Genomic DNA, 24,861 nt, shown 5'->3' on the forward strand with positions numbered 1-24,861 from the left:
GGTGATATCTTAAAGACTGTAGATGTTAGCACTCCACTAAAATGAGTGCTAACAGATATAAAAAAAGAATCAACATCCGTCAGGAAAGAATAAAAAGGAAAGGAGATGGCTTCATGGAAGAGGTGTTGGATGAGCGCAAGCAAAAAATCTTAAAAGCAATCATCAAGACCTATATGGAGACCGGAGAACCGGTTGGTTCCAGGACCATTTCCAAGTATGCGGATCTCAATGTAAGTTCCGCAACGATCCGAAATGAAATGTCAGACCTGACAGATATGGGCTATATCGTCCAGCCTCATACCTCAGCAGGAAGGATTCCTTCAGATAAGGGCTACAGACTTTACGTCAATGAGCTGATGAAGGAGAAGGAAGCAGAGGTTGCAGAGCTGCGAGATCTGATCATTGAGAAGACAGATAAGATGGATAAGGTGCTTAAGAAGGTTGCGAAGGTTCTTGCTTCCAATACCAACTATGCTACCATGGTTTCCGTTCCGCAGTACAGCGGCAACAAGATCAAGTTCATCCAGCTGTCGAGAATGAGCGAGCTTCAGCTTGTGGCAGTGGTTGTCAGTGACAACAACACAGTCCGGAACCAGATCATCAATCTGGATGAGGAAATGGACGACCAGACGATCCTGAAACTGAATCTTCTTCTTAACACCAATCTCAATGGGATCCCAATCCAGGATATCAACCTTGGGATGATCGCCAGACTGAAGGAACAGGCAGGCAGCCACAGCGGTGTGGTGGCAACGGTTCTGGATGCAGTGGCAGCCACCATTCATGTGGAAGAGGAAGATATGGAGATCTATACTTCAGGTGCAACGAACATCTTCAAGTATCCGGAGCTTGCCGATAAAGAGAAGGCAACGGAGCTGATTTCCGCATTTGAGGAGAAGCATGAACTTGCCGATCTTGTAAAAGAACAGATGTCAGATGGAGAGAATACAGGAATCCAGGTTTACATCGGTGATGAGATGCCGATCCAGACCATGAAGGACTGCAGCATTGTAACTGCCAGATATGAACTGGGAGACGGAATGTACGGAACCATCGGGATCATCGGTCCCAAACGAATGGATTATGAGAATGTAGTGGACAGTCTGAAGGAACTGAAGAATCATCTGGATGACGTTTTGAAAAAGAAGAAAACTTAGAAAGGCGGTAGAAAAAAAGTGTCGGAGGAGACAAAGAAAACATCCGAAGAGCAGGAAGCGGAGAAGGAAATCCCCGTAACTGACGGAGATCAGGAAGAAGAAAACCTGACACCGGAGGGAGAAGATCTGCCGGAGGAAGAAAACAATACTCCAGGCGAAGAAGCTGCCTCAGAGGATAAAAAAGAAGAAAAATCAAAAGCTTCCTTCTTCGGAAAGAAGAAAAAAGATAAATCTGAGCAGAAGGTGGAGGAACTTACCGATCGCCTGAAGCGTACCATGGCTGAATTTGATAATTTCCGTAAAAGAACGGAAAAAGAAAAATCCAGCATGTACATCATCGGAGCAAAAGAGATCGTTGAAAAGATCCTGCCGGTTGTGGATAACTTCGAAAGAGGTCTTGCACAGGCACAGGAAGGCGATGCTTTTGCAGATGGAATGAAAATGATCTACAAGCAGCTTACCACAACACTGGATGAGCTTGGTGTGAAGCCGATCGAAGCAGTTGGAAAGGAATTCAACCCGGATTTCCATAATGCAGTGATGCATGTGGAGGATGAAGAGGTTGGAGAGAACATCGTGGTGGAAGAATTCCAGAAAGGTTACACTTATAAGGATTTTGTAGTACGCCACAGCATGGTAAAAGTTGCTAACTGATTAATTGTTAACAAGTTGTAATTTTACAGATACAGACTAAAACAGGAGGAAAAAATCATGGGAAAGATTATTGGTATTGACTTAGGTACAACAAACAGCTGTGTAGCCGTAATGGAAGGTGGACAGCCGACAGTTATCGCAAATACAGAAGGCGCAAGAACAACACCATCCGTTGTAGCATTCACAAAAACAGGAGAGCGTCTGATAGGTGAGCCTGCAAAACGTCAGGCAGTTACAAATGCAGACAGAACGATCTCCTCTATCAAAAGAGAGATGGGTACCGATTACCGTGTAACCATCGATGACAAGAAATATTCTCCACAGGAGATCTCAGCAATGATCCTTCAGAAACTGAAAAAGGATGCAGAGGCATATCTTGGTGAGAAAGTAACAGAGGCAGTTATCACAGTTCCGGCTTACTTCAACGATGCCCAGCGTCAGGCTACCAAAGATGCAGGTAAGATCGCAGGTCTTGATGTAAAACGTATCATCAACGAGCCTACAGCAGCAGCTCTTGCATATGGTCTTGACAATGAGAAAGAGCAGAAGATCATGGTATACGACCTTGGCGGCGGTACATTCGATGTATCCGTAATCGAGATCGGTGATGGCGTTATCGAGGTTCTTTCCACAGCTGGTAATAACCGTCTTGGTGGAGATGACTTTGATAAGAAGGTTACAGATTACATGCTTTCCGAGTTCAAGCGAACAGAGGGCGTAGACTTAAGCAACGACAAGATGGCTCTTCAGAGACTGAAAGAGGCAGCTGAGAAGGCTAAGAAAGAGCTTTCTTCTGCAACAACAACAAACATCAACCTTCCGTTCATCACAGCTACAGCTGAGGGACCGAAGCATTTTGATATGAACCTTACAAGAGCTAAATTTGATGAGCTGACACATGACCTTGTAGAGATGACTGCTGAGCCGGTTCGCCGTGCACTGTCTGATGCAGGTATCACAGCTTCCGAGCTTGGCCAGGTACTTCTGGTTGGTGGTTCTTCCCGTATCCCGGCAGTACAGGATAAGGTAAGACAGTTAACAGGCAAAGAGCCGAGCAAGAACCTGAATCCGGATGAGTGTGTTGCACTTGGTGCTTCCGTACAGGGTGGTAAACTTGCAGGTGATGCAGGTGCCGGTGATATCCTTCTTCTGGATGTTACTCCGCTGTCTCTGTCCATTGAGACAATGGGTGGTATCGCAACTCGTCTGATCGAGAGAAATACTACAATTCCTACAAAGAAGAGCCAGATCTTCTCCACAGCAGCAGACAACCAGACAGCTGTAGATATCAACGTTGTACAGGGTGAGCGTCAGTTCGCAAAAGACAACAAATCCCTCGGCCAGTTCCGTCTGGATGGAATCCCGCCAGCACGTCGTGGTGTTCCGCAGATCGAGGTAACATTTGACATCGATGCCAACGGTATCGTTAATGTATCTGCTAAGGATCTTGGAACAGGTAAGGAGCAGCACATCACGATCACAGCTGGTTCTAACATGTCCGATTCCGATATCGACAAAGCTGTCAAAGAAGCAGCTGAGTTCGAGGCTCAGGATAAGAAACGTAAAGAGGCAATCGATACAAGAAACAATGCAGACTCCATGGTATTCCAGGTTGAGAATGCTCTGAAGGAAGCAGGCGACAAGCTTGATGCAAATGATAAAGCAAGTGTTGAGGCAGACCTCAATGCACTGAAGGATCTTCTTGCACAGACAGCAAATGCACAGGAGCTTACTGATTCTCAGGTTGCAGACATCAAAGCTGCACAGGAGAAGATGATGGAGAGCGCTCAGAAGCTGTTTTCCAAGATGTATGAGCAGACTCAGGGAGCTCAGGGTCAGGCTGGTCCTGGACCGGATATGGGTAACATGGGCGGAAACGCTGGTGCCCAGGGCGGAAATGAAGCAGGATACGGCGATGATGTTGTAGATGCTGATTACAAGGAAGTCTAAGACAAGTAGGAAATAATTACAATGGCTGATAAAAGAGATTATTATGAAGTCTTAGGTGTGGATAAAAACGCCGATGACGCAACATTAAAAAAAGCATATCGTAAGCTGGCCAAGAAATATCACCCGGATGTAAATCCGGGTGATAAAGAGGCTGAAGCGAAATTCAAAGAGGCGACAGAGGCTTACTCCGTTTTAAGTGATGCCGACAAGAGAAGACAGTATGATCAGTTTGGTCATGCGGCATTTGAAAACGGCGGTGGAGGCGGAGCCGGCGGCTTTGGCGGATTTGACTTCAACGGCGCAGATATGGGAGACATCTTCGGAGATATCTTCGGAGACCTTTTCGGCGGCGGAGGCAGAAACAGACGGGCCAACAACGGACCGATGAAGGGCGCCAACCTTCGTGCACGTGTGAACATTACTTTTGAGGAAGCGGTTTTCGGATGCGAGAAAGAGCTGGAGATCGTTCTGAAGGATGAGTGTACCACATGTCACGGAACCGGAGCGAAACCTGGAACATCACCGGTCACATGTCCGAAATGTAAAGGCCAGGGTCAGATCGTTTACACTCAGCAGTCCATGTTTGGTATGGTACGTAATGTTCAGACCTGTCCGGACTGTAATGGAACCGGTAAGGTGATCAAGGACAAATGCAATGCCTGCCATGGAACCGGATATACCTCTTCCAGAAAGAAGATCCAGGTATCTGTACCGGCAGGTATTGATAATGGTCAGTGTATCCGTATCCGCGAAAAAGGCGAACCGGGAACCAACGGCGGACCGAGAGGAGATCTCCTGGTGGAGGTAAATGTAGCCCGTCATCCGATCTTCCAGAGACAGGATATGAATATCTTTTCAACAGCTCCGATCACATTTGCACAGGCTGCACTTGGCGGGGAGATGCGTATCAATACGGTAGACGGTGAGGTTGCCTATGAGGTGAAGCCGGGAACACAGACTGATACAAGGATCCGTCTGAAGGGCAAAGGTGTTCCGTCATTACGTAACAAGAATGTTCGTGGTGATCACTATGTAACCCTGGTAGTCCAGACTCCGACTAACCTTAATGAGGAGGCAAAGAAAGCTTTGGAGGCTTTTGATGCGGCATGCGGCAACCGTCCGGCAGCAGACAGTACAGCCGAGACTTCCGAAAAATCTGAAAAAACAGAAAAGAAGAAAAAAGGTTTCCGTGAGAAAGTAAAGGAAATATTTGAGGAATAAATGAACATAAAACAGGAAAGAGGCGCAAAAAGCCTCTTTCTTTTTTTTCTGTATTCGTGTATATTAAAAGAAGTGCCCGTTTTCGGGACAATAGAAAACAGGCGACAGACTGGAATGAAAATCCGTAAATGTGTATACAGCATAAGGAGATATAAAATATGAAATGGAACCGTTTTACACTTAAGACAAAAACAGAGGCAGAGGATATTGTGATCTGTACACTTGCCGAGGTGGGGATTGAAGGTGTGGAGATTCAGGACAAGCAGCCGCTGACCGATGAGGATAAGGCACAGATGTTTGTGGATATCATGCCGGAGGGACCAGCAGATGACGGGATCGCATATCTGAATTTCTATCTGGAAGAGGATGCAGATACAGAAGCCATCCTGAAAGATGTAAAAGAAGCCCTGGAAGATTTAAGAAGCTTTGTGGATATCGGAGAAGCCACTATCACAGAGTCCCAGACAGAGGACAAGGACTGGATCAATAACTGGAAACAGTACTTCCATCAGTTCTATGTAGACGATATTCTGATCGTACCGTCCTGGGAAGAAGTGAAGGCAGAAGATAAGGACAAGATGATCCTCCACATTGATCCGGGAACTGCCTTTGGTACAGGAATGCATGAGACCACACAGCTTGTGATCCGTCAGCTGAAGAAATTTGTGAAGCCGGGAATGGAGATCCTTGATGTGGGAACCGGAAGTGGAATCCTGGGGATCGTTGCACTGAAGCTTGGTGCAGGTCATGTGGTTGGTACAGATCTTGATCCCTGTGCAGTTCCGGCAGTATCTGAGAACAAGGAGGCCAACCAGATCGAGGAGAAATCCTTTGACATGATGATCGGAAATATCATCGATGACAAAGAAGTTCAGGATCAGGTCGGATATGAGAAATATGATATCGTAACTGCAAACATTCTGGCAGATGTTCTGGTACCGCTGACACCGGTGATCGTTGCACAGATGAAAAAGGGCGCTTACTACATTACATCAGGCATTCTGGATGTAAAGGAGGATGTCGTAGTGAAGGCTGTAAAAGACGCCGGACTGACGCTTGTTGAGGTGACTCATCAGGGCGAGTGGGTATCTGTGACAGCAAGAAAGGACTGATCTCATGCAGCGATTTTTTGTGGAACCTCATCAGATCGACAGGGACAGACATGAGATCCGTATCACAGGAAATGATGTCAATCATATTGTCAATGTGCTCCGCATGAAAAAAGACGAGGAGCTCTGGATTAGCGATAAGGAAAAAGAATATCACTGTGTGATCGAAAACGCAGGGGAGAATGAAGTCCTGCTTCATATCCTCTATGTACAGGAGCCGGATTATGAGCTGCAGAACCGTATTTATCTTTTTCAGGGACTGCCGAAGGCTGATAAGATGGAGCTGATCATCCAGAAGGCAGTAGAGCTTGGAGCATATTCTGTTGTTCCTGTTTCAACCAGGCGCTGCGTGGTAAAACTGGATAACAAAAAAGCAGAAAAAAAAGTATCCCGCTGGCAGCAGATCGCAGAAAGTGCGGCAAAACAGTCCAAGCGTATGCTGGTGCCGGAGGTACATTCTGTGATGACCTTTAAAGAAGCCCTTGTCTATGCAAAAGAACTGGATGTTCTATTGATCCCTTATGAGCTTGCAAAGGGAATGAAAGAGACGAAAGAACTGATCCGGTCGATCGAACCGGGAAAAAGCATAGGTGTCTTTATCGGCCCTGAGGGTGGCTTTGAAGAGCAGGAAGTGGCAGATGCCATGGAAGCCGGTGCGAAACCCATCACCCTGGGACACCGGATCTTACGGACAGAAACCGCGGGGCTCGCAGTACTTTCTGTTCTGATGTTTCAACTGGAGGATGAATAGATTATGGAAGCATATTTTGACAATTCCGCGACAACGAGATGCTTCGATGAAGTAAAGGATATTGTCTGCAAAACCATGACAGAAGATTTCGGAAATCCTTCTGCCATGCATAAAAAGGGAATGGAAGCGGAGAATTATGTCCGCAGAAGTGCCCAGACCCTTGCAAAATTACTGAAAGTGAATGAAAAAGAGATTCTTTTTTCCTCCGGTGGAACAGAATCGGATAACCTTGCTATCATCGGTGGTGTGGAAGCTAACAAGCGTATGGGAAACCATATCATCACAACTGCAGTAGAGCATGCAGCAGTGGCCCAGCCTTTTGCTTATCTGAAGGAACAGGGCTATGAGGTGACCATTCTTCCTGTGGATCATCAGGGCGTTGTAAAGCTGGATGCACTGGAAGCGGCTCTTCGTCCGGATACCATTCTGGTGTCTGTGATGTACGTGAACAATGAGGTGGGAGCCGTGATGCCGGTAGAAGAGATCGGAAAGCTTGTCCATGAAAAAAGTCCGAAAGCACTTTTTCATGTAGATGCCATCCAGGCGTTCGGAAAGTATCGTATCTATCCGAAAAAGCTGGGGATCGATCTTCTTTCCGTGAGCAGCCACAAGATCCATGGACCAAAGGGCGTAGGCTTTCTCTATATTAACGAAAAAGTAAGAGTACAGCCGCAGATCCTTGGCGGCGGACAGCAGAACGGTATGCGTTCCGGAACAGACAATGTGCCGGGAATCGCAGGCCTTGGCGTTGCCGCAGATATGGTATACACAGATTTTGATAAAAAGATACAGCACCTCTATGCTCTGAAGGAGCGGATGGCAGAGGGACTTTCAAAGCTTGGCGATATCACTGTCAACGGAATGCCGTTAATGGAGGGAGCGCCACACATCATGAGTGTAACCTTCCACGGAGTACGGAGTGAGGTTCTTCTCCATACGCTGGAAGAATTCGGAGTATATATTTCCGCAGGAAGTGCATGCTCCAGTCATAAGAGAAAACCAAGTGCAACACTGACAGCTATAGGCTTGAGCAGAGCCGATGTGGAAAGTACCGTCCGCATCAGCTTCTGTGAGGAAAATACCTTTGAAGAGGTAGATTACTGCCTGGAAGCACTGGGAAAAACAATTCCGATGCTGCGCAGGTATGCACGTCGATAGAGAATACAGAAGAAAGGGATTTTTATGTTAGTACATGCATTTCTGATCAAATATGCGGAAATTGCCCTTAAGGGAAAAAACCGCTATCGTTTTGAAGATGCTCTCGTACATCAGATGGAGATCGCACTCTCCAAGATCGAGGGAGATTTTGAAGTAAAAAAAGAGCAGGGAAGAGTTTATGTATTCTGCCCGGAGAATTATGATTACGATGAGGCTGTAGATGCGCTGCAGCATGTATTCGGTATTGTAGGCATCTGTCCGGTTATGATCTATGAAGAACAGGGCTTTGAGAAGCTTGCCGAAGATGTTGTGGGTTATATGAAGCAGTGGCATCCGGACTTTAACGGAAGCTTCAAGGTCTGGACACGCCGCGCAAAGAAATCCTATCCGATCAGCTCCATGGAAGTCAGCGCTGAGCTTGGCGGACGTATCCTGGATGCGTTCCCGGAGGCGAGTGTAGATGTTCATCATCCGGAGCTGGATCTTTCTGTTGAGATCCGTGACAAGATTTACGTATATTCCCAGACCATTCCGGGCGCAGGCGGAATGCCCATCGGAACAAACGGAAAAGCCATGCTTCTTCTTTCCGGTGGGATCGACAGTCCGGTTGCCGGCTATATGATCGCAAAACGTGGTGTCAAGATCGATGCGGTATATTTCCATGCACCGCCCTACACCAGTGAGCGCGCAAAACAGAAGGTAGTGGATCTTGCCCGCCTGGTAGCCAAATACAGCGGACCGATCCGTCTCCATGTAGTTAACTTTACAGATATACAGCTTTATATTTATGATCAGTGTCCTCATGATGAGCTTACTATTATCATGAGAAGATATATGATGCGTATTGCCGAGCATTTCGCTAAAAAAGACCGTTGTCTCGGACTTATTACAGGTGAGAGCATCGGACAGGTTGCAAGCCAGACCTTACAGAGCCTTGCTTCTACAAATGAGGTCTGCACACTTCCGGTATATCGTCCGGTGATCGGCTTTGATAAAGAGGAGATCGTCCGTATTTCCAGAAAGATCGATACCTTTGAGACTTCTATTCAGCCGTTTGAGGATTGCTGTACCATCTTTGTAGCGAAACATCCTGTAACAAAGCCGAATCTTAAGGTGATCCGCCGTTCTGAACAGAAGCTTTCTGAGAAGATCGATGAGCTTATGGAAACGGCTCTGAATACCACAGAGATCATTGAAATTCAGTGATCCGTTTTAGATAAGAAAAAACAAACAGGGAACCTCGCTGCAGAGGTTCCCTGGAATTACCGATATATCAGGAAAAGGGAGTTCATTGAGAACAGAAGAATTCTGAAAGCATGAAAAAAGAGGAACTGTATCCGATACAGTTCCTCTCAAATATACAGTATAGATTAGTCGATTGTATATTTGGAAATAATCTGCATTACGTTATCCAGAGCAGCGCCATCTGCATGGATGTTGAGGTCGATCGGCTTGGAAAGATCCAGGCTGAAGATACCCATAATAGATTTTGCATCGATCACATATCTTCCGGATACTAAATCAAAATCGCAGTCGAATTTGCTGATCTCGTTTACGAATGCTTTCACCTTATCGATGGAATTCAGTGAGATTTTAGCTGTTTTCATTATAATAACCTCCCTTGATAAATTTTTGTTGTTTTACAGCTTTCATCTTACCTGTCAGTACCCAAAAAGTCAAGGTGAAAAGAGATAAAAATTGTTCTAATAATTAGTTAAAGTGTAAAAAAAGTGAGGAAAAATGGGAAATAAAGTTGCATTACACAATCTGGGCTGCAAAGTAAATGCCTATGAGATCGAGGCCATGCAGCAGCTTCTGGAGGAGGCGGGATATGAGATCGTGCCTTTTGAGCCGGGAGCGGATATTTATGTGATCAATACCTGCACAGTAACCAATATTGCAGACAGAAAATCAAGACAGATGCTCCACAAAGCAAAAAAAATGAATCCGGAAGCGATCGTGGTGGCAACGGGCTGTTATGTACAGACCGGTGGCGAGAAACTGGAAAAAGACGAAGCTATTGATCTTGTTCTGGGAAATAACCAGAAGATCAATATTGTGGAGGCACTGTCCGAATATGCGGAAAACAAACCGGGCCATGGTTCCCATGTGATCAAGATCAATCAGACAAAAGAGTATGAGGAACTTTCCATTGATCATACAGCAGAACATGTAAGGGCATATATCAAGGTTCAGGACGGATGCAATCAGTTCTGTACGTACTGTATCATTCCCTATGCAAGAGGCCGTGTCAGAAGCCGGAATATTGAAAGTGTGCTGAAAGAGGTCCGTGCACTTGCGGAAAAAGGGTATAAGGAAGTGGTCCTTACAGGAATCCATTTAAGCTCCTATGGAGTGGATTTCCCGGAGGAGAAAAAAGAGACACTGCTTTCTCTGATCCGTGCTGTGCATGAGATCGAAGGAATCAGGCGTATCCGTCTGGGATCGCTGGAACCGGGAATCGTTACAAGAGAATTTGCGGAAGGGATCGCGGCGCTGCCGAAGGTATGCCCGCATTTCCATCTTTCCCTGCAGAGTGGCTGTGATGAGACCCTGGAGAGGATGAACCGCAGATACAGAAGCGGGGAATACAGAGAGCGCTGTGAGCTTTTAAGAGAAGTGTATGGAAATCCGGCACTGACAACGGATGTGATCGTAGGCTTTCCGCAGGAATCGGAGGAAGAATTCCGGAAATCCTATGATTTTGTGGACAGCATCCGTTTTTACGAGACTCATATCTTCAAATATTCCAGAAGACAGGGAACAAAGGCGGCTGCCATGGACGGACAGCTGACAGAGGCGGAGAAATCCTTCCGCAGTGAGAAGATGATCGAGCTGCATCATCGTCATGCAGGGGATTATGAGAAATCCATGCTTGGCAAAAACCTGGAGGTACTGATCGAGGAAGAGTATACAAAGGATGGACGGACCTGGTATCTGGGACACAGCCGGGAGTATATAAAAACTGCTGTACCGAAATCGGAAGCTTATGGCGTAAATGATATCGTAATCGTAAAGGCAGAAGGCTTTCTTGAAGAGCATATCATGACCGGTGAAGCCGTGGAGTGAAGAACGGGATCGTATGTTGAAAGGTTGTTTGTTCACTGGTAATATTTTGCGAAGCGTGTTACTGAGAACGGAGTGAACAGTAACGTTGACAGTTTGTATTCGCAATCCTCGTTAAATTTAAGATTGTAATTTATGTAAATTTATATTAAAATAAAAAAGAATATATTTTAAGGACGTGAGAGACAATGGCAGAGAATAATCTGGGAAATACACAGTATTTCAGAACAAAACCGGATCAGGAGCTTCAGGTAAAAGAAGTCCTGGATCTGGTGTACAATGCAATGGATGAGAAGGGATACAATCCGGTGAATCAGATCGTAGGATATATTATGTCGGGAGACCCGACCTATATCACAAGCCACAAGGGTGCGAGAAGCATGATCATGAAGGTGGAGCGTGATGAGCTGGTAGAGGAGCTTCTCACCGAGTATATCAAGAATAAGTCCTGGGAACGGTAATATGAGAGTACTGGGACTGGACTATGGCTCGAAGACCGTTGGGGTTGCAGTGAGCGATCCCCTTGGTCTGACAGCCCAAGGTGTGGAAACCGTATGGCGCAAGCAGGAAAACAAGCTTCGTCGTACACTGGCACGTATTGAAGAGATCATTTCGGAGTATCAGGTTACGGAGATCGTTCTGGGATATCCGAAGAACATGAACAATACCGTAGGAGAGCGGGCCGAGAAATCTCTGGAATTCAAGGAAATGCTGGAGAGACGTACAGGCCTGCCTGTTATTATGTGGGACGAAAGACTGACTACCATGGCGGCGGACCGCACCCTGGAAGAGACCGGCGTGCATAAGGAAGACCGCAAGCAGTATCTGGATCAAGTAGCAGCAGTCTTTATTTTGCAGGGATATCTGGATGCTGCCGCACATAAGAAAGAGCAGCAGGAAGAATCGGAATCATAACCCGGAAATACAGATATTTTTACAAGAACGGATAAGGAAGAATTAAATATGGAAAAAATAATATTTCAGTCAGACGACGGCACAACTGCTGAGTTTTACGTAGAGGGGCAGACCAACATTGCGGGTGTGACTTATCTTTTGGTGTCCGATTCACAGGATGAGGAAGCAGACGCATATATTCTGAAGGACATTTCCGCTCCGGGAAGCACGGAAGCCTGCTATGAGATGGTTGAAGATGAGGGTGAGCTTCAGGCCGTGTATGCGGTTTTTCAGCAGATGCTGGATGACGTGAATTTTGAATGGAGGAGCGATTTTTGAAAAGCGAGAACAACGAGGACAACAGAAACGCAGAGAGCAGAACAGTAAGTTCCGCAGGCGGCACCAGAAGACAGGTGCCAAGACAGAAAAATGCCGGATCAAGGACAAGACAGTATCGTGGAGGTAAAAACCGCCAGGATAAACCATTCCGCCCGTCAGTGAAGAAAACAGCCGCAGGCGGTGCTGTAAAGAACAGCAGCAGAAACACACAGAGACCGGTTAAGAACAGCGGCAGACCATCCGGACGGAAAAACAGCCGCAGATCATCCTCAAAACTTAAGATCATACCACTTGGCGGTCTGGAACAGATCGGAATGAACATCACCGCTTTTGAGTATGAAGACAGTATTGTAGTGGTAGACTGTGGACTTTCTTTCCCTGAGGATGATATGCTGGGAATCGATCTGGTCATCCCGGATGTAACCTATCTTAAGGAAAATATTTCCAAGGTTAAGGGATTTGTGATCACCCACGGACACGAGGATCATATCGGAGCCCTTCCTTATGTACTGAAAGAGATCAATGTTCCAATCTATGCTACAAAGCTGACACTGGGACTGATCCGCAACAAACTGAAAGAGCACAATCTTGTGCGTTCTACGAAACTGAAAGAAGTAAAACACGGACAGGTGATCAATCTCGGAGATTTTGCTGTGGAATTTATCAAGACCAACCACAGTATCCAGGATGCATCCGCGCTTGCCATTTACTCTCCGGTAGGAATCGTGGTACACACAGGAGACTTCAAGGTAGATTACACACCGGTATTCGGAGATGCCATCGATCTGCAGCGCTTTGCAGAGATCGGAAAGAAAGGTGTACTTGCATTGATGTGTGAGAGTACCAATGCGGAGAGACCGGGATTTACCATGTCTGAGCGTACGGTGGGACATGTATTTGATAATCTTTTTAATGAGTACCGTACATCCAGGATCATCATTGCGACTTTTGCGTCCAATGTGGACCGTGTGCAGCAGATCATCAACACTGCATACCGTTTCGGAAGAAAGGTTGCGGTGGAAGGCCGCAGTATGGTCAATGTTATTTCTGTAGCATCAGAACTTGGATATCTGCAGATTCCGGAGAATACTCTGATCGAGATCGATCAGGTGAAGAATTATCCGGATGACAAGGTAGTTCTGATCACAACCGGAAGCCAGGGTGAGTCCATGGCGGCACTTTCCCGTATGGCAGCCAATATCCACAAGAAGATTACCATCAAACCGAACGATACCATCATCTTCAGTTCCAATCCGATCCCCGGAAATGAAAAAGCAGTTTCCAAGGTTATCAATGAGCTGTCCATGAAGGGCGCCAAGGTTATTTTCCAGGATGTCCATGTTTCCGGACATGCCTGCCAGGAGGAAATCAAGCTGATCTACTCCCTCGTAAAACCGAAATATGCCATTCCAATCCATGGTGAGTACCGTCATCTGACTGCACAGAAGCACATTGTGGAAGATCTGGGAATTCCGAAGGAGAATATTTTTATCCTTTCTTCCGGAAATGTTCTGGAGTTGGACGGACAGGATGCCAAGGTGACAGGAAGCGTTCATACAGGGGCGATCTTCGTAGACGGACTTGGTGTTGGCGATGTGGGAAATATCGTACTCCGTGACCGTCAGCATCTGTCAGAAGATGGAATCATGATCGTAGTTATGACACTGGAGCGCCACAGTAATGTGGTTCTTGCAGGACCGGATATCGTTTCCAGAGGTTTTGTGTATGTAAGAGAATCTGAGGATCTTATGGAGCATGCCAGACAGGTTGTGGAAACTGCGCTGGATTCCTGCCTGGAGAACAATATCACTGACTGGGGCAAGATCAAAACCGAGGTCAAGGATGCCCTTGGAGAGTATCTGTGGAAACGGACCAAGAGAAATCCTATGATCCTGCCTATCATTATGGAGGCGTAGGTTCATGGATGAGATCAGCATGGAGATCGAGAAGCTTCTCGATGCTGTGCACAGAAGCGGTGAATATCAGGAATATCAGAAGCAGGCAGCCCAGCTTGAAACGGATCCTGAGCTGAAGGCCAGAGTGATGAAATTCCGTGGAGATAATTTCAGACTGCAGAATCAGTCAGATAAGGATGAGCTGTTCCAGATCGAGGAACAGCTCAACCAGGAGTCTGCAAGTCTGAGACAGAACCTGAAAGTAAATGCCTATCTCGATGCTGAGCTTGCACTGTGCAGACTGATGCAGCGGATATGCAGGACGCTGGTGGACGGGATCGACATACAGATTCCTGACTTATAGGAGGAAAGACTATGGCAGACACAAGAGACAAGGTTGGCAGGGCCGGCGTTTTTCTGGCTGGAGGGGTGTTTAAAGCAGCTGTATATATCTTTATTATCGTATTTCTGATCTGGGTTGGAAAATCAGCATATCAGTTTGGCTACGATGTGTTTAACCAGCAGGCTATGAGCCCGGGAGAGGGACAGCAGGTCACGGTAGTCATAAAAGAAGGTGCCTCTGCATATAAAGTAGGCAAGACACTGGAGCAGAAGGGGCTTATCAAGGATGCGCTTGCATTTACCATACAGGAAAGAATGTCCGCATATCACGGACAGATCAAAGCAGGTACATACCTTCTCAGTACAGCTTATACACCGACCAGGATCATTGCAGTGCTGTCAGGAGAAGAGAGCAAGGAAGGATCGAACAGCCAGTGATCGTAGAAGAACGCATGCAGACCTATATCAATTCACTGGATATGGGGAATACTCCATTTCTGCAGGAGTTGGAGACAAAGGCACTTGCAGACCGGGTGCCGATCATCCGGAGAGATATGCAGAGCTTTATGAGGATGCTTCTGGCACTGAAACAACCGAAGCGCATTTTGGAGGTGGGGACTGCCGTAGGCTTCTCCACACTTCTTATGTGTGAGTATGGGCCGGAAGATATGGAAATTGTTACCATAGAGAATTATGAAAAAAGAATTCCTGTCGCAAAGGATAATTTCAGGCGCGCAGGAAGAGAGTCACAGATCACGCTTCTGGAGGGAGATGCCGGAGAGATCCTGAAGAATCTTACCGGAACCTTTGATATGATCTTCATGGACGCAGCCAAGGGCCAGTATATCCACTGGCTTCCTGACGTGCTGAGACTGATGAAAGAGGGAAGCGTGCTGGTATCTGACAACGTGCTGCAGGAAGGGGATATTATTGAATCTCATTATCTTGTGGAACGGCGTAACCGTACAATCTATAAAAGAATGAGAGAATATCTCTGGCAGCTGACTCACAGTCCGGTGCTTCGTACATCGGTGCTTCCTCTTGGAGACGGAGCGGCTGTAAGTGTAAAAACAGGAGAACAGGTTTATGAAACGACCAGAACTATTGGTTCCGGCGAGCAGCCTTGAGGTTTTAAAGGTTGCCGTCATATATGGTGCAGATGCTGTTTACATCGGTGGAGAAGCTTTTGGACTTCGTGCAAAGGCTAAGAATTTTTCAAAAGAAGATATGTGTGAGGGAATCGCATTTGCCCATTCCCATGGTGTAAAGGTTTATGTGACAGTAAACATCCTGGCGCATAACCGTGATCTTGAGGGTGTAAGGGAATATCTTCAGGAACTGAAGGAGATCGGACCGGACGCACTGATCATCGCAGATCCGGGAATCTTTATGTATGCAAAGGAAATCTGCCCGGAGATTGAGCGTCACATCAGTACACAGGCAAATAATACCAATTATGAGACTTACCGTTTCTGGTATAACCTTGGTGCCAAACGTGTGGTAAGTGCAAGAGAGCTTTCTCTGGAAGAGATCCGGGAGATCCGGGCACATATTCCGGAGGATATGGAGATTGAAACGTTTATCCACGGCGCCATGTGCATTTCCTATTCCGGAAGATGTCTTCTCAGTAACTTTATGGCAGGAAGAGATGCCAATCAGGGAGCCTGTACCCATCCCTGCAGATGGAAATATTCTGTTGTGGAGGAGAAGCGTCCGGGAGAATACATGCCGGTATTTGAAAATGAGAGAGGAACTTTTATTTTTAATTCCAAGGATCTCTGTATGGTAGAACATATGGAAGATATCCTTACAAGCGGTATTGACAGCCTGAAGATCGAAGGACGTATGAAAACAGCTCTTTATGTGGCAACGGTGGCAAGAACCTACCGCAAAGCCATTGACGACTGTATGGAAAGTCCGGAAAAATATCATGCGAATATGCCATGGTATCAGGAGCAGATCTCAAACTGTACTTACCGTCAGTTTACCACCGGATTTTTCTACGGAAAGCCGGATGAGAATACCCAGATCTATGACAGCAACACGTATGTAAGAGAATACACATATCTTGGATTTGCAGAAGAGATCGATGAGAGAGGTCTGGCAAGACTGACACAGAGAAACAAGTTTTCTGTAGGAGAGACCATCGAGATCATGAAACCGGACGGAAGGAATATTCCGGTCACAGTGGAAGCCATTTATAATGAAGAGGGCGAAGCTATGGAGAGTGCACCACATGCTCAGCAGAGGATCTATGTGAAACTGACTGAGATGCCGGAGGTATTTGATATTCTCCGAAGAGGTGAATGATCCGAAAGGGTGGATAAGAGAGTAAAGGGGAGAACGAAAAGAACGTTCTCCCCTTTACTGATTTTCAGGAAAAAGAGTACGGAGTTTTCGAAGAGCGTTCTTTTCGATACGGGATACATAGGAGCGGCTGATGGAGAGATTTTCAGCAATCTCTCGCTGGGTCAGTGGCTCCTGGCCATTCAAACCGTAGCGGCAGCAGATCACCTGGTATTCCTTTGGGGAGAGTACTGTCCGGATATAACGGAGAAGATAGGAAATGCTGTCCCTTTTGAAACAATCATCCACAACATCAACGGGTGGACTTTCAATGATATCGAGAAGGCTGATCTCGTTGCCTTCCCGGTCTGTGCCGATGGGTTCATAGAGAGAAACTTCTCTGGAACGTTTCCTGCGGGCACGGAACATCATGAGAAGCTCATTGTCAATGCACCGTGCAGCATAAGTGGAAAGCTTGGAAGTCCGGCTGGGATCAAAGGTGGAAATGGCTTTGATCAGACCTATGGTGCCTATGGAGATCAGATCATCCGGATCCTCGTCACATCCCTGATATTTTTTTGCAACATGTGCTACGAGGCGGAGATTGTGTTCGATAAGGATATTTTTTGCTTCCGGATCGCCCCTTTGGAGCTGCAGAAGATAGAACTGCTCTTCCGCAAAAGAAAGCGGTTTCAGAAAGGTTTTCAAGGGTTCACCTCAAAGGGGATTTCCTTATAGCTTATGAGCCGGACGTGCTTTTCGTGCTTTTCCAACAGAAACTTTATAAAAAGGACAGAGGCGAACACCTGTTGCGCCACATTCTGATCTGGTGTATAATCATAAAATACGAGTGACAACAATCAGTGTATATTGATGAGGAGTATATATTTTGAAAAAGAGGATAGAACAGCTTCTTAACGGAAAATTTATTTATGAACAGCCTGGGCTTCTGTTTTCACAGGACCGTATTTTCGCTACGCTGAAGGCAGGAGAGACTACAAAGGATGAGATTTATTTCGGTACCGATGACAACCGCAGGATCAGTGGCTTTGTGACTTCATCTGACCGGAGACTGGTGCCCGGATTTGACCGCTTTTCCGGAACCACAGTGCGCATGCCTTATGGGGTAGATGCAGAGGGAATGAAGCCGGGAGAGAGCTTTGAAGGCTGGCTGTGTTTTACTACCAGTATCGGAGAATATAAGCTGCCGTTCACTGTACAGGTACAGACGGAAGAGGTGAAGAGTGCAGGCAGAAAGGTATCTTCTCTGGAAGAATTTCTGCACATTGCAAAGGAAGATTTCCATGAGGCTTACCGGATCTTTACAGAACGACATTTTTCCCTGATCCTGAGTGATCAGAGTGAGAAGATCCGTTCTCTTTATGCAGGAATGTCACAGCAGCCGGTGACCTATCAGCATCTGGAGGAATTTCTGATCGCAGCCGGTGCCAAGGAAAAGGTGACATTGAGTCTGAACAGAGAAGAGGCCGGTTTTTATGATGTCAGTGAATCTGTTCAGGAATCCCTTTATATCCACAGGAGCGGATGGGGACACCTGCGGGCAGATATTGAGGTAAACGGGGATTTTCTGGAGGCAGGCAAGCATGTGGTCACAGAAGAGGATTTTATCGGAAGTACCTGTGAAATAAACTATGTGATCCGCCAAGAAAAACTGGGAAAAGGAAATCAGTACGGCGAGATCATTGTAAAAACCCCATACCAGAAACTGGTATATCACGTTCTTGCATCCAGAGGAACTGAGAGTGCCGTGAACCTGGATCTTCTGGAAAAACAGTACAGGATAGCTCTGATGAAGGAATACCTGGGATATCTCTGTAAAAGAACAGATTTTCAGGCCTGGACAGCCTCTACTCATGAGAAGCTTGACCGTATGGGCGAAAACGGATTGAAATATCCGGAATATCAGCTTCTGGAAGCCTATCTTCTTCATCTGGAAGGAGAAGATGACCAGGCTTCAGAAATCCTTGAGCGTTATCAGAATAAATCCTTTCATCACAATGAACTGGAACTGGCAGGGATTTATTTGTATCTGTGTACACAGACCGGGCTGTACCGGGATAAGGAACAGGCCCTCCGCAAGGTACAGAATTTCCAGATGCAGAAGGAAGACAGCTTTATCCTTCTGAAACTGGTATTTGAAATGGATCATACGCTTTCTCCGTCAAAAAAGATCTTTCTGATGGAGGAACTTTTTGAGCGGGGATGTACAAGTCCTTTTCTGTATCTGGAAGCATGGAACCGTATTTGTGCAGATATGTCTCTGCTGCATCGAATCAATGGGTTCTGGGCCCAGGTATTCCTTTTTGCAGGAAAAGAACAGATGCTGACGGAAGAGCTGGTCATGCGCCTGGCATATCTTTCCGGTTATGAGAAAGCTTTTAGCGAAAGTCTGTACCGTGCTATGGCCATGGGATGTGAAGCCTTTCCGTCGGATGATACCGTGGAAGCTATCTGTAAATATATTATGAAGGGAAATCCAAGAAAACCGGAATATTTTCAGTGGTTTTCCGCTGCCGTGGACCGCGGGATCCGGATCACACGGCTGTATGAATATTATGTGGAAACACTGGATACTTCTTATCGGAGAGTCCTGCCGAAACCGCTTTTGATGTATTTTACCTATAACAACAATACTCTCGGTGATTCCAAGCGTGCCTATCTGTATGCATGCATCATTGCAGGGAAGGAACGTGATCCACAGACATACGAAAGTTATCGTGAAAGCATGGAGGAATTTGCTTTCCGTAAGTTACGGGAAGGTCGGATGAATGAAAATTATGCCGCTGTTTATCAGGAATTCATGCGGGAACCATCGGACAGCGAAAAAGCGCAGGTGATCGCCTCCAGAATGTTTACCTGCCGGCTGTATACGGATGATCCGAAGGTCCGCAGTGTGATCGTCCGTCACAGACAGATGAAACAGGAAGAAATCTATCCGTGTATCCATGGGATCGCTTACCCAAGGATCTGCAGCGAAGATGCGGCCGTTGTATTTCAGGATGAAAAACAGAGACGTTATGTTGCTACGGTAGATTATAATCTGACACCACTTTTTGATGATCGTGAGATGGTTCCGGCAGTGTTGGAAAAAGGGGCGGATGAACCGGCTGTGCTTTTGTATTACTGTCAGGGTCAGGAGATCAGTCGTAAGAATCTGGGAATTTTTCAGAAACTGGTCCTTTCACCGGCGTTTACCGATGAATATAAGAGGCTGATCCGCAAAAAGATCCTGGATTATTATCAGGATCACGTGCAGGGAGAAGATCTGGATGCCTGTCTGGAGATGATGGATTATCGGGAATATGCCATGGTCGACCGGAAAACCCTTCTGGAGATCCTGATCCAGCGGGGACTGTTTCCGCAGGCTATGAGCGTGGTGGAAGCATTTGGATTTGAAGGAGTAGAGGAGCGTGCTCTTCTGAAGCTGGTAAGCCGTATGATCATCCGCTGTGACTGTGCGGAAGACGAAGAGCTGATCGCACTTTCCTCTCATGTATACCGACAGGGAATCTATGATGAAGTGATCCTCATGTATCTGATGAAATTCCGGTTTGGACCTGTGGATGAACTTCTGGATATCTGGAAAAGTGCCTGTGGGTTTGATATGGATACCTATAATCTGGAGGAGAGGATCCTTTCTCTTCTGATGTTTAACTGGGATTACCGGCCAGAGGGTGAGGATATCCTGAAAGCATATATCCGCCATTCCGGAAAAGAGAGTGTGATCGGTGCGTATCTGACTCTGATGTCTTACGGAATGTTTGTAAAAGAAATGCCGGAGATGCCTGGACTTAAGGAGTATCTGAAAAATCGCAGAGAAAAGGAGTGGCCCGGAGACCGGATCTGTGACCTGACCCTTCTGAAACTGCTTTCCGAAGAAAAAACTTCTGATGAAGAAAATCTGGAAATGGAGGAAAAAATCCTCTCTTCCTGTGTAAAGGAAGGAATGATATTTGAGTTTTTCCGAAATCTGGATCAGAGTATCCTGCGACCGTATCAGCTGGATGATAAGACTTTTGTAGAGTATCATACTTCACCGGAGGCTTCGGTCACACTGTATTATTGCCTGGATACAGGTCTTGGAACTGTACCGGACTATAAAAGTGAACCGCTCAAAAATATCTATGAGGGAATTTTTGCCAGAGCATTTACATTGTTTTATGGAGAGACCCTGCGATATTATTTCCAGACAGAAGATGAAACCGGTGTACACAAAACGGAAGAAAAAATACTGACCATGAACCAGAGTAATGACCAGGCATCCAGCAAATATCAGCTGATCAATCAGATACTCTGTGCAAGGAAACTGGAGAAAGACACGGAAGTGAAGGAGAAGCTGGCACAGTATCTCCGTCAGGAACAGTACGTTAATGAAATGTTTGTCATAGAGAAGGAACCGGAAAGATGAATGAAATTCGTGACTTGATCATAGGAATTGATATTGGAAAAGAATACACACAGATCTGTTATTATGACAGAAAAGCAGAAGAAGCCCGTTCTCTTTCCATGAAGGTAGGAGCCAGTCAGTACGAAGCTCCGGGCTGTATCTGCTATCGTACCGATCACGGTGATTACTGCGTAGGCCTGGAAGCAGAGTATTTTGCCAGGGAAAAGGGCGGGATCATGATCGGAAATATTTATGATATCTGTCAGAAGGAAGAAAAGATCCAGGTGGCAGGAGAGGAAAAAGAGCCGGCAGAGCTTCTGGCACATTTTCTAAGGGGAATCTTGAAATTTCTGGGAATCCAGGATATCGTAAAGAATACCCGGTGTCTTTGTATCACATCGCCGGAGCTTAATACACTTCAGGTACGGAATTATCAGAAGGCCTGCAGCCTTGCAGGTTTTTCCCGTGAGAAATATATGCTTATGGACTATGGCGAGAGCTTTTATTATTATGCACTGGGACAGAAACGGGAAACCTGGAATCGAAGTGTAGGCTGGTATGCCTTTGCAGGCAATACGGTAACTTTCCGGAAGCTGACCATCAACGGCTCTTCCAGACCGGTGCTTGTAAAACTGGAGGATCCGGTCAGTACAAAGCTTGAACCGGAAGATGAGATCCGTGATGTGGAATTTTACCGTTTTATCAGTAAGACTCTCGGCAAAGAGCTCTTCTCCAGTGTGCAGATTACGGGAGAAGGATTTGACCAGCAGTGGGCACAGCAGTCTGTAAAGCTCCTGTGTCATCAGGGACGGAAGGTTTTTTACGGAAACAATCTTTTTGCAAAGGGAGCCTGCATAGCCGGTAAGGACAGGCTGGAGGATAAAAAACTCAAAGGTTACCGCTATTTAAGTGATTCGCTGGTGACTGCGGACGTAGGAATGGATATGCGGGTGATGGGCTCTCCGGCTTACTATCCGCTGATCGAAAGCGGCAGCAACTGGTATGAATGCAGTGCATCCTGCGAGCTGATCCTGGATGATACCAGTGAACTGGTATTTGTAGTAAGTATTCCGGAAGAAACCGAGAAGAAACGTGTGGCCATGGCACTTGAGGGTCTGCCAAAGCGGCCTAATCGGACTTCAAGGCTTTCCCTCACGCTGAAATACGTATCGCCGAGAGACTGTGAGATCACAGTAGAGGATCTGGGCTTTGGCGAAATGTATCCTTCCAGTGGGAAGATCTGGAGGGAACTGGTACGATGGGATGAGCAGGAAGAAAGGAAGCAGGAATGAGCGGATATATTTTATGTCAGGTAAAAAAGGCTGAGAAGCCGTTTTATATCGAAAATATCAGTACCAATATCTATTCTATAGAAGAACTCTGCTATTATCTTTATAACAATCTTTATCTTGTGGACAGCTCATTGATCAGCAGTAAGCTCTGTACCTGGCTGGAGGAAGAACTGGAGCTTCCGAAGCTTGCGGCCAAGCTGAAACCTTATATTGGAAGAGAGGCCGGACTTGAAGAAGTACTGTATCCGATATTTAAAGAGATCAATTATCTGGCTTATGAAGAGCTTAAGACCTTAAACGGGCGCATTGAAGCCAGAAAACGTGAACCTGAAGAAATACGGGAGAAACGCAAAGGTGATGCGCTGATGGAGAATCGGATGTATGTGAATGCACTCCGTGTTTATCAGAAGCTTCTGGAGCATGGCGGGAAAGAAATCACCGGAGAGATGCGTGAAAGGATCCTGCATAATCAGGGATGCGCATACAGTTACCTGTTCCAGATGGATAAAGCGCTGGATTGCTTTTGGAAAGCATGGAAGGAGAATCATTCAGAGAAAGCGATGAAGGTTTATCTTCTGGCCTACCGCAGTGTTCACAGTGAAGAAGAATACAGGAAACGACAGGAAGATCTGAAGACAGATGAAATGGTAAGGCAGGAAACAGACCAGGCTCTGAAAGGCTTTGCAGGTCTCCCGGAGCAGCATATCGCATCCGGAGAAACCGACAGGATCCTGGAGGATCTCACAAGAGAATATCACAGAAGTACCGGCTCTTAAAGCTGTTCAAGAAGTCCCAGCAGGATCTGCCGGGCTTCTTTTTTTGTATATACGGATTCTTCCTCAGACAGGGAACAGAGGTAATCATTCAGGGCCTGTCCGATACTGGTCTCTTTCAGATAGATACAGAGAAAAGTATCTTTTTCGGAAAGAAAGCAGAGAAAAACGGAATAGTCAGACAGAACTTCCAGATGGATTCCGGTTTCAGGAAGTACGGAAGGCTTCAGGATCCTGCATTTTTCATGTCCCATATCTGTGTCAAGAAGATGCTTGAGGGCTTTTTTTCGTTCTTCTTTCGGAAGAGGGGTCTGATGGTAGGAATAAGGTCCGTCAAGGAGTCCGGTACGGGCAAATTTCCGGATCCCGCTCAGTGTAAAATAATTGCAGGAAAAGGCAGCTTCTGTAAAAGAAAAGGAAGGCTGGTTCAGAACCGCTGCCAGCTGGGTATAGACCGGATCGGAAAGATCGATATCCCGGTTATCAAACAATGACTGAATAAAGCCCGGACCATAGGACATCAGTGCAAGGCAGGGATGAGATTCCAGTGCAAAATTTGTTGAGATCTTTGTCTGCATGATAGAACCAAAGATATTAAGGATCCTGTCCGGAGAATCCGACTGCAGGAAGAATTGGCTGGAATTCTCAAGAACCCGCCGGAATTCCTGTTGATATGCGTGGATCGCTTCCGGATTTTCAGTAAAAATACAGGTCATCATATCCGAGGATAACAGCAGCAGCTTTTTTTCAGTGAGTAAGAAAAAAGGAAACAGTTCATAGCTGGAAAACTCTCGGCCTGTCTGAGTATAGTAATAATATGGCTGGTAGCCCACAAAACCTGACAGGATCGGAAGGAGTGTGCAGAGAAAGGTTTCCAGATTCATGTTGTAATCCGGTGAGGCGGACGGGTTCTGGTGAAGCGGCAGGATCTGGATCACCGGTGGCAGTTTCTCATATTTGGGATAAAGATGGGAAAAGATCTGTACAAGAAGCCGGCAGTTGGCCGGAAGGTTGGTACGGATCGTTTCAGAAGAACCGGAAGACAGGATATCCTCAAAAAGGCTCAGGACCTTCTTTTCCACATCAAGAGAAAAAGTTCCACGGTAAAAGGGAAAGGATGGAAGCCTGAGAAAACCCTCCCGGGAAATGACCTGCTGGGAGCTGATAACACCCAGAAGCTCCTGTATATATTTGCGGTTGTAATATATTTCTTTTCCGATTTTTTCTATTTTATATAATTCCATCAGTTCCCTGCGCTGGGAAGGATTGATCCGGAGGGAATCGCAGAACTGGCGCACAAAATCAATACCGGGAAGACGTTTCCCTGTGATCATACGCTGTAGCGAGGTACGGTCAAGTCCCGAAGAAGCAGATAACTGATAAACGTTTTCTCCTGTATCCTTTAGGTATTCCCGGCATTTGTTGCTGAAATCAGACATAGTAGTACTCCTTTTGGTGCTTATATGACATTATTATACGAAAACAGATCATGAATTGCAATAATTTGTAAAAAAACAAGGCACAATTAGAAGCACATATTGCGCAGGTCTTTCTTTAAAAATAAAA

The 24,861-nt window shown here is 46.2% G+C and carries 23 protein-coding genes; 20 read left to right on the forward strand and 3 right to left on the reverse strand.

Annotated features, from left to right (window positions below; translation table 11 throughout):
• Nucleotides 1–113: 113 nt before the first annotated feature.
• The 8 genes from hrcA (at nt 114) to thiI (ending at nt 9,206) form a co-directional block, all read left to right on the forward strand.
• A complete protein-coding gene (gene hrcA / locus V9W66_RS15075; RefSeq protein WP_144094565.1) occupies nt 114–1,157 on the forward strand; it encodes a heat-inducible transcriptional repressor HrcA in 1,044 nt (347 codons plus the stop codon).
• 18 nt (nt 1,158–1,175) lie between these two features.
• Nucleotides 1,176–1,811 (forward strand): nucleotide exchange factor GrpE, encoded by a 636-nt coding sequence (gene grpE / locus V9W66_RS15080; RefSeq protein WP_144094563.1) that lies wholly within the window; start codon nt 1,176–1,178, stop codon nt 1,809–1,811.
• A 57-nt stretch (nt 1,812–1,868) separates the two neighbouring features.
• Nucleotides 1,869–3,761: a molecular chaperone DnaK gene (gene dnaK, locus V9W66_RS15085; RefSeq protein WP_144094561.1), complete on the forward strand. Its 1,893-nt coding sequence runs from the start codon at nt 1,869–1,871 to the stop codon at nt 3,759–3,761.
• Between the two features lie 21 nt (nt 3,762–3,782).
• The gene (gene dnaJ, locus V9W66_RS15090; RefSeq protein ID WP_144094559.1) at nt 3,783–4,982 is read left to right on the forward strand and encodes a molecular chaperone DnaJ; all 1,200 of its coding nucleotides are present in this window, start codon (nt 3,783–3,785) and stop codon (nt 4,980–4,982) included.
• A gap of 158 nt (nt 4,983–5,140) precedes the next feature.
• Nucleotides 5,141–6,094, forward strand: a complete 954-nt coding sequence (prmA, locus tag V9W66_RS15095) for a 50S ribosomal protein L11 methyltransferase (protein WP_144094557.1) — start codon at nt 5,141–5,143, stop codon at nt 6,092–6,094.
• A 4-nt stretch (nt 6,095–6,098) separates the two neighbouring features.
• Nucleotides 6,099–6,842: a 16S rRNA (uracil(1498)-N(3))-methyltransferase gene (locus tag V9W66_RS15100; RefSeq protein WP_021652333.1), complete on the forward strand. Its 744-nt coding sequence runs from the start codon at nt 6,099–6,101 to the stop codon at nt 6,840–6,842.
• Nucleotides 6,843–6,845: 3 nt separating this feature from the next.
• Nucleotides 6,846–8,000, forward strand: a complete 1,155-nt coding sequence (locus V9W66_RS15105; RefSeq protein WP_144094555.1) for a cysteine desulfurase family protein — start codon at nt 6,846–6,848, stop codon at nt 7,998–8,000.
• Nucleotides 8,001–8,024: 24 nt separating this feature from the next.
• Entirely contained in the window at nt 8,025–9,206 is a 1,182-nt protein-coding gene (gene thiI / locus V9W66_RS15110) for a tRNA uracil 4-sulfurtransferase ThiI (RefSeq protein WP_015527083.1), read from the forward strand.
• Nucleotides 9,207–9,370: 164 nt separating this feature from the next.
• Here thiI and V9W66_RS15115 read toward each other — a convergent pair whose 3' ends face one another.
• Nucleotides 9,371–9,607, reverse strand: a complete 237-nt coding sequence (locus V9W66_RS15115) for an HPr family phosphocarrier protein (protein ID WP_015527084.1) — start codon at nt 9,605–9,607, stop codon at nt 9,371–9,373.
• 133 nt (nt 9,608–9,740) lie between these two features.
• Here V9W66_RS15115 and mtaB point away from each other — a divergent pair, with 133 nt between their 5' ends.
• From mtaB to V9W66_RS15160, 9 genes are all read left to right on the forward strand, one after another.
• A complete protein-coding gene (mtaB, locus tag V9W66_RS15120) occupies nt 9,741–11,069 on the forward strand; it encodes a tRNA (N(6)-L-threonylcarbamoyladenosine(37)-C(2))-methylthiotransferase MtaB (RefSeq protein WP_144094553.1) in 1,329 nt (442 codons plus the stop codon).
• Nucleotides 11,070–11,254: 185 nt separating this feature from the next.
• Complete coding sequence (locus tag V9W66_RS15125) at nt 11,255–11,527, forward strand: IreB family regulatory phosphoprotein (RefSeq protein ID WP_015527087.1); 273 nt, start codon at nt 11,255–11,257, stop codon at nt 11,525–11,527.
• A gap of 1 nt (nt 11,528) precedes the next feature.
• A complete protein-coding gene (gene ruvX / locus V9W66_RS15130; RefSeq protein ID WP_021977653.1) occupies nt 11,529–11,981 on the forward strand; it encodes a Holliday junction resolvase RuvX in 453 nt (150 codons plus the stop codon).
• A 48-nt stretch (nt 11,982–12,029) separates the two neighbouring features.
• Complete coding sequence (locus tag V9W66_RS15135) at nt 12,030–12,299, forward strand: DUF1292 domain-containing protein (RefSeq protein ID WP_144094551.1); 270 nt, start codon at nt 12,030–12,032, stop codon at nt 12,297–12,299.
• A 281-nt stretch (nt 12,300–12,580) separates the two neighbouring features.
• The gene (locus V9W66_RS15140) at nt 12,581–14,215 is read left to right on the forward strand and encodes a ribonuclease J (RefSeq protein WP_144094614.1); all 1,635 of its coding nucleotides are present in this window, start codon (nt 12,581–12,583) and stop codon (nt 14,213–14,215) included.
• 4 nt (nt 14,216–14,219) lie between these two features.
• Complete coding sequence (locus tag V9W66_RS15145; RefSeq protein WP_144094549.1) at nt 14,220–14,558, forward strand: YlbF family regulator; 339 nt, start codon at nt 14,220–14,222, stop codon at nt 14,556–14,558.
• Nucleotides 14,559–14,569: 11 nt separating this feature from the next.
• A complete protein-coding gene (locus V9W66_RS15150; protein ID WP_144094547.1) occupies nt 14,570–14,974 on the forward strand; it encodes an endolytic transglycosylase MltG in 405 nt (134 codons plus the stop codon).
• Nucleotides 14,971–15,663 carry an O-methyltransferase gene (locus V9W66_RS15155; RefSeq protein ID WP_021652340.1) on the forward strand — a complete coding sequence of 231 codons (693 nt, stop codon included), beginning with the start codon at nt 14,971–14,973 and terminating at the stop codon, nt 15,661–15,663. Before V9W66_RS15150 ends, V9W66_RS15155 begins: the two co-directional genes overlap by 4 nt.
• Nucleotides 15,623–16,846 carry a peptidase U32 family protein gene (locus tag V9W66_RS15160; RefSeq protein WP_015527092.1) on the forward strand — a complete coding sequence of 408 codons (1,224 nt, stop codon included), beginning with the start codon at nt 15,623–15,625 and terminating at the stop codon, nt 16,844–16,846. Before V9W66_RS15155 ends, V9W66_RS15160 begins: the two co-directional genes overlap by 41 nt.
• Before the next feature lie 54 nt (nt 16,847–16,900).
• Here the strand turns inward: V9W66_RS15160 and sigK are convergent, their stop codons facing one another.
• Nucleotides 16,901–17,530, reverse strand: a complete 630-nt coding sequence (gene sigK / locus V9W66_RS15165; RefSeq protein WP_144094545.1) for an RNA polymerase sporulation sigma factor SigK — start codon at nt 17,528–17,530, stop codon at nt 16,901–16,903.
• A 181-nt stretch (nt 17,531–17,711) separates the two neighbouring features.
• Here sigK and V9W66_RS15170 point away from each other — a divergent pair, with 181 nt between their 5' ends.
• The 3 genes from V9W66_RS15170 to V9W66_RS15180 are packed head-to-tail and all read left to right on the forward strand — an operon-like array spanning nt 17,712 to nt 23,298.
• Nucleotides 17,712–21,251 (forward strand): DUF5717 family protein, encoded by a 3,540-nt coding sequence (locus V9W66_RS15170; RefSeq protein WP_243121772.1) that lies wholly within the window; start codon nt 17,712–17,714, stop codon nt 21,249–21,251.
• Nucleotides 21,248–22,522 carry a DUF5716 family protein gene (locus V9W66_RS15175; RefSeq protein WP_144094542.1) on the forward strand — a complete coding sequence of 425 codons (1,275 nt, stop codon included), beginning with the start codon at nt 21,248–21,250 and terminating at the stop codon, nt 22,520–22,522. The genes V9W66_RS15170 and V9W66_RS15175 overlap by 4 nt, the downstream gene beginning before the upstream one ends.
• Complete coding sequence (locus V9W66_RS15180; RefSeq protein WP_144094540.1) at nt 22,519–23,298, forward strand: hypothetical protein; 780 nt, start codon at nt 22,519–22,521, stop codon at nt 23,296–23,298. The genes V9W66_RS15175 and V9W66_RS15180 overlap by 4 nt, the downstream gene beginning before the upstream one ends.
• Here V9W66_RS15180 and V9W66_RS15185 read toward each other — a convergent pair.
• Entirely contained in the window at nt 23,295–24,734 is a 1,440-nt protein-coding gene (locus V9W66_RS15185) for a helix-turn-helix domain-containing protein (protein WP_144094538.1), read from the reverse strand. The two genes, V9W66_RS15180 and V9W66_RS15185, sit on opposite strands and share 4 nt — an antisense overlap.
• Nucleotides 24,735–24,861 lie beyond the last annotated feature (127 nt).

This window comes from Blautia massiliensis (ex Durand et al. 2017) (genome assembly GCF_051861785.1).
GTDB lineage: Bacteria > Bacillota > Clostridia > Lachnospirales > Lachnospiraceae > Blautia_A > Blautia_A luti_A.

Excerpts from the sequence above, each read along its gene's own strand:
- V9W66_RS15160 (WP_015527092.1), top strand. The coding sequence starts at position 15,623 with ATGAAACGACCAGAACTATTGGTTCCGGCGAGCAGCCTTGAGGTTTTA.
- V9W66_RS15125 (WP_015527087.1), top strand. The coding sequence starts at position 11,255 with ATGGCAGAGAATAATCTGGGAAATACACAGTATTTCAGAACAAAACCG.
- V9W66_RS15100 (WP_021652333.1), top strand. The coding sequence starts at position 6,099 with ATGCAGCGATTTTTTGTGGAACCTCATCAGATCGACAGGGACAGACAT.
- V9W66_RS15145 (WP_144094549.1), top strand. The coding sequence starts at position 14,220 with ATGGATGAGATCAGCATGGAGATCGAGAAGCTTCTCGATGCTGTGCAC.
- V9W66_RS15115 (WP_015527084.1), bottom strand. The coding sequence starts at position 9,607 with ATGAAAACAGCTAAAATCTCACTGAATTCCATCGATAAGGTGAAAGCA.
- V9W66_RS15135 (WP_144094551.1), top strand. The coding sequence starts at position 12,030 with ATGGAAAAAATAATATTTCAGTCAGACGACGGCACAACTGCTGAGTTT.
- dnaJ (WP_144094559.1), top strand. The coding sequence starts at position 3,783 with ATGGCTGATAAAAGAGATTATTATGAAGTCTTAGGTGTGGATAAAAAC.
- ruvX (WP_021977653.1), top strand. The coding sequence starts at position 11,529 with ATGAGAGTACTGGGACTGGACTATGGCTCGAAGACCGTTGGGGTTGCA.
- V9W66_RS15150 (WP_144094547.1), top strand. The coding sequence starts at position 14,570 with ATGGCAGACACAAGAGACAAGGTTGGCAGGGCCGGCGTTTTTCTGGCT.
- thiI (WP_015527083.1), top strand. The coding sequence starts at position 8,025 with ATGTTAGTACATGCATTTCTGATCAAATATGCGGAAATTGCCCTTAAG.
- V9W66_RS15185 (WP_144094538.1), bottom strand. The coding sequence starts at position 24,734 with ATGTCTGATTTCAGCAACAAATGCCGGGAATACCTAAAGGATACAGGA.
- hrcA (WP_144094565.1), top strand. The coding sequence starts at position 114 with ATGGAAGAGGTGTTGGATGAGCGCAAGCAAAAAATCTTAAAAGCAATC.
- V9W66_RS15175 (WP_144094542.1), top strand. The coding sequence starts at position 21,248 with ATGAATGAAATTCGTGACTTGATCATAGGAATTGATATTGGAAAAGAA.
- mtaB (WP_144094553.1), top strand. The coding sequence starts at position 9,741 with ATGGGAAATAAAGTTGCATTACACAATCTGGGCTGCAAAGTAAATGCC.
- V9W66_RS15105 (WP_144094555.1), top strand. The coding sequence starts at position 6,846 with ATGGAAGCATATTTTGACAATTCCGCGACAACGAGATGCTTCGATGAA.
- dnaK (WP_144094561.1), top strand. The coding sequence starts at position 1,869 with ATGGGAAAGATTATTGGTATTGACTTAGGTACAACAAACAGCTGTGTA.
- prmA (WP_144094557.1), top strand. The coding sequence starts at position 5,141 with ATGAAATGGAACCGTTTTACACTTAAGACAAAAACAGAGGCAGAGGAT.
- V9W66_RS15180 (WP_144094540.1), top strand. The coding sequence starts at position 22,519 with ATGAGCGGATATATTTTATGTCAGGTAAAAAAGGCTGAGAAGCCGTTT.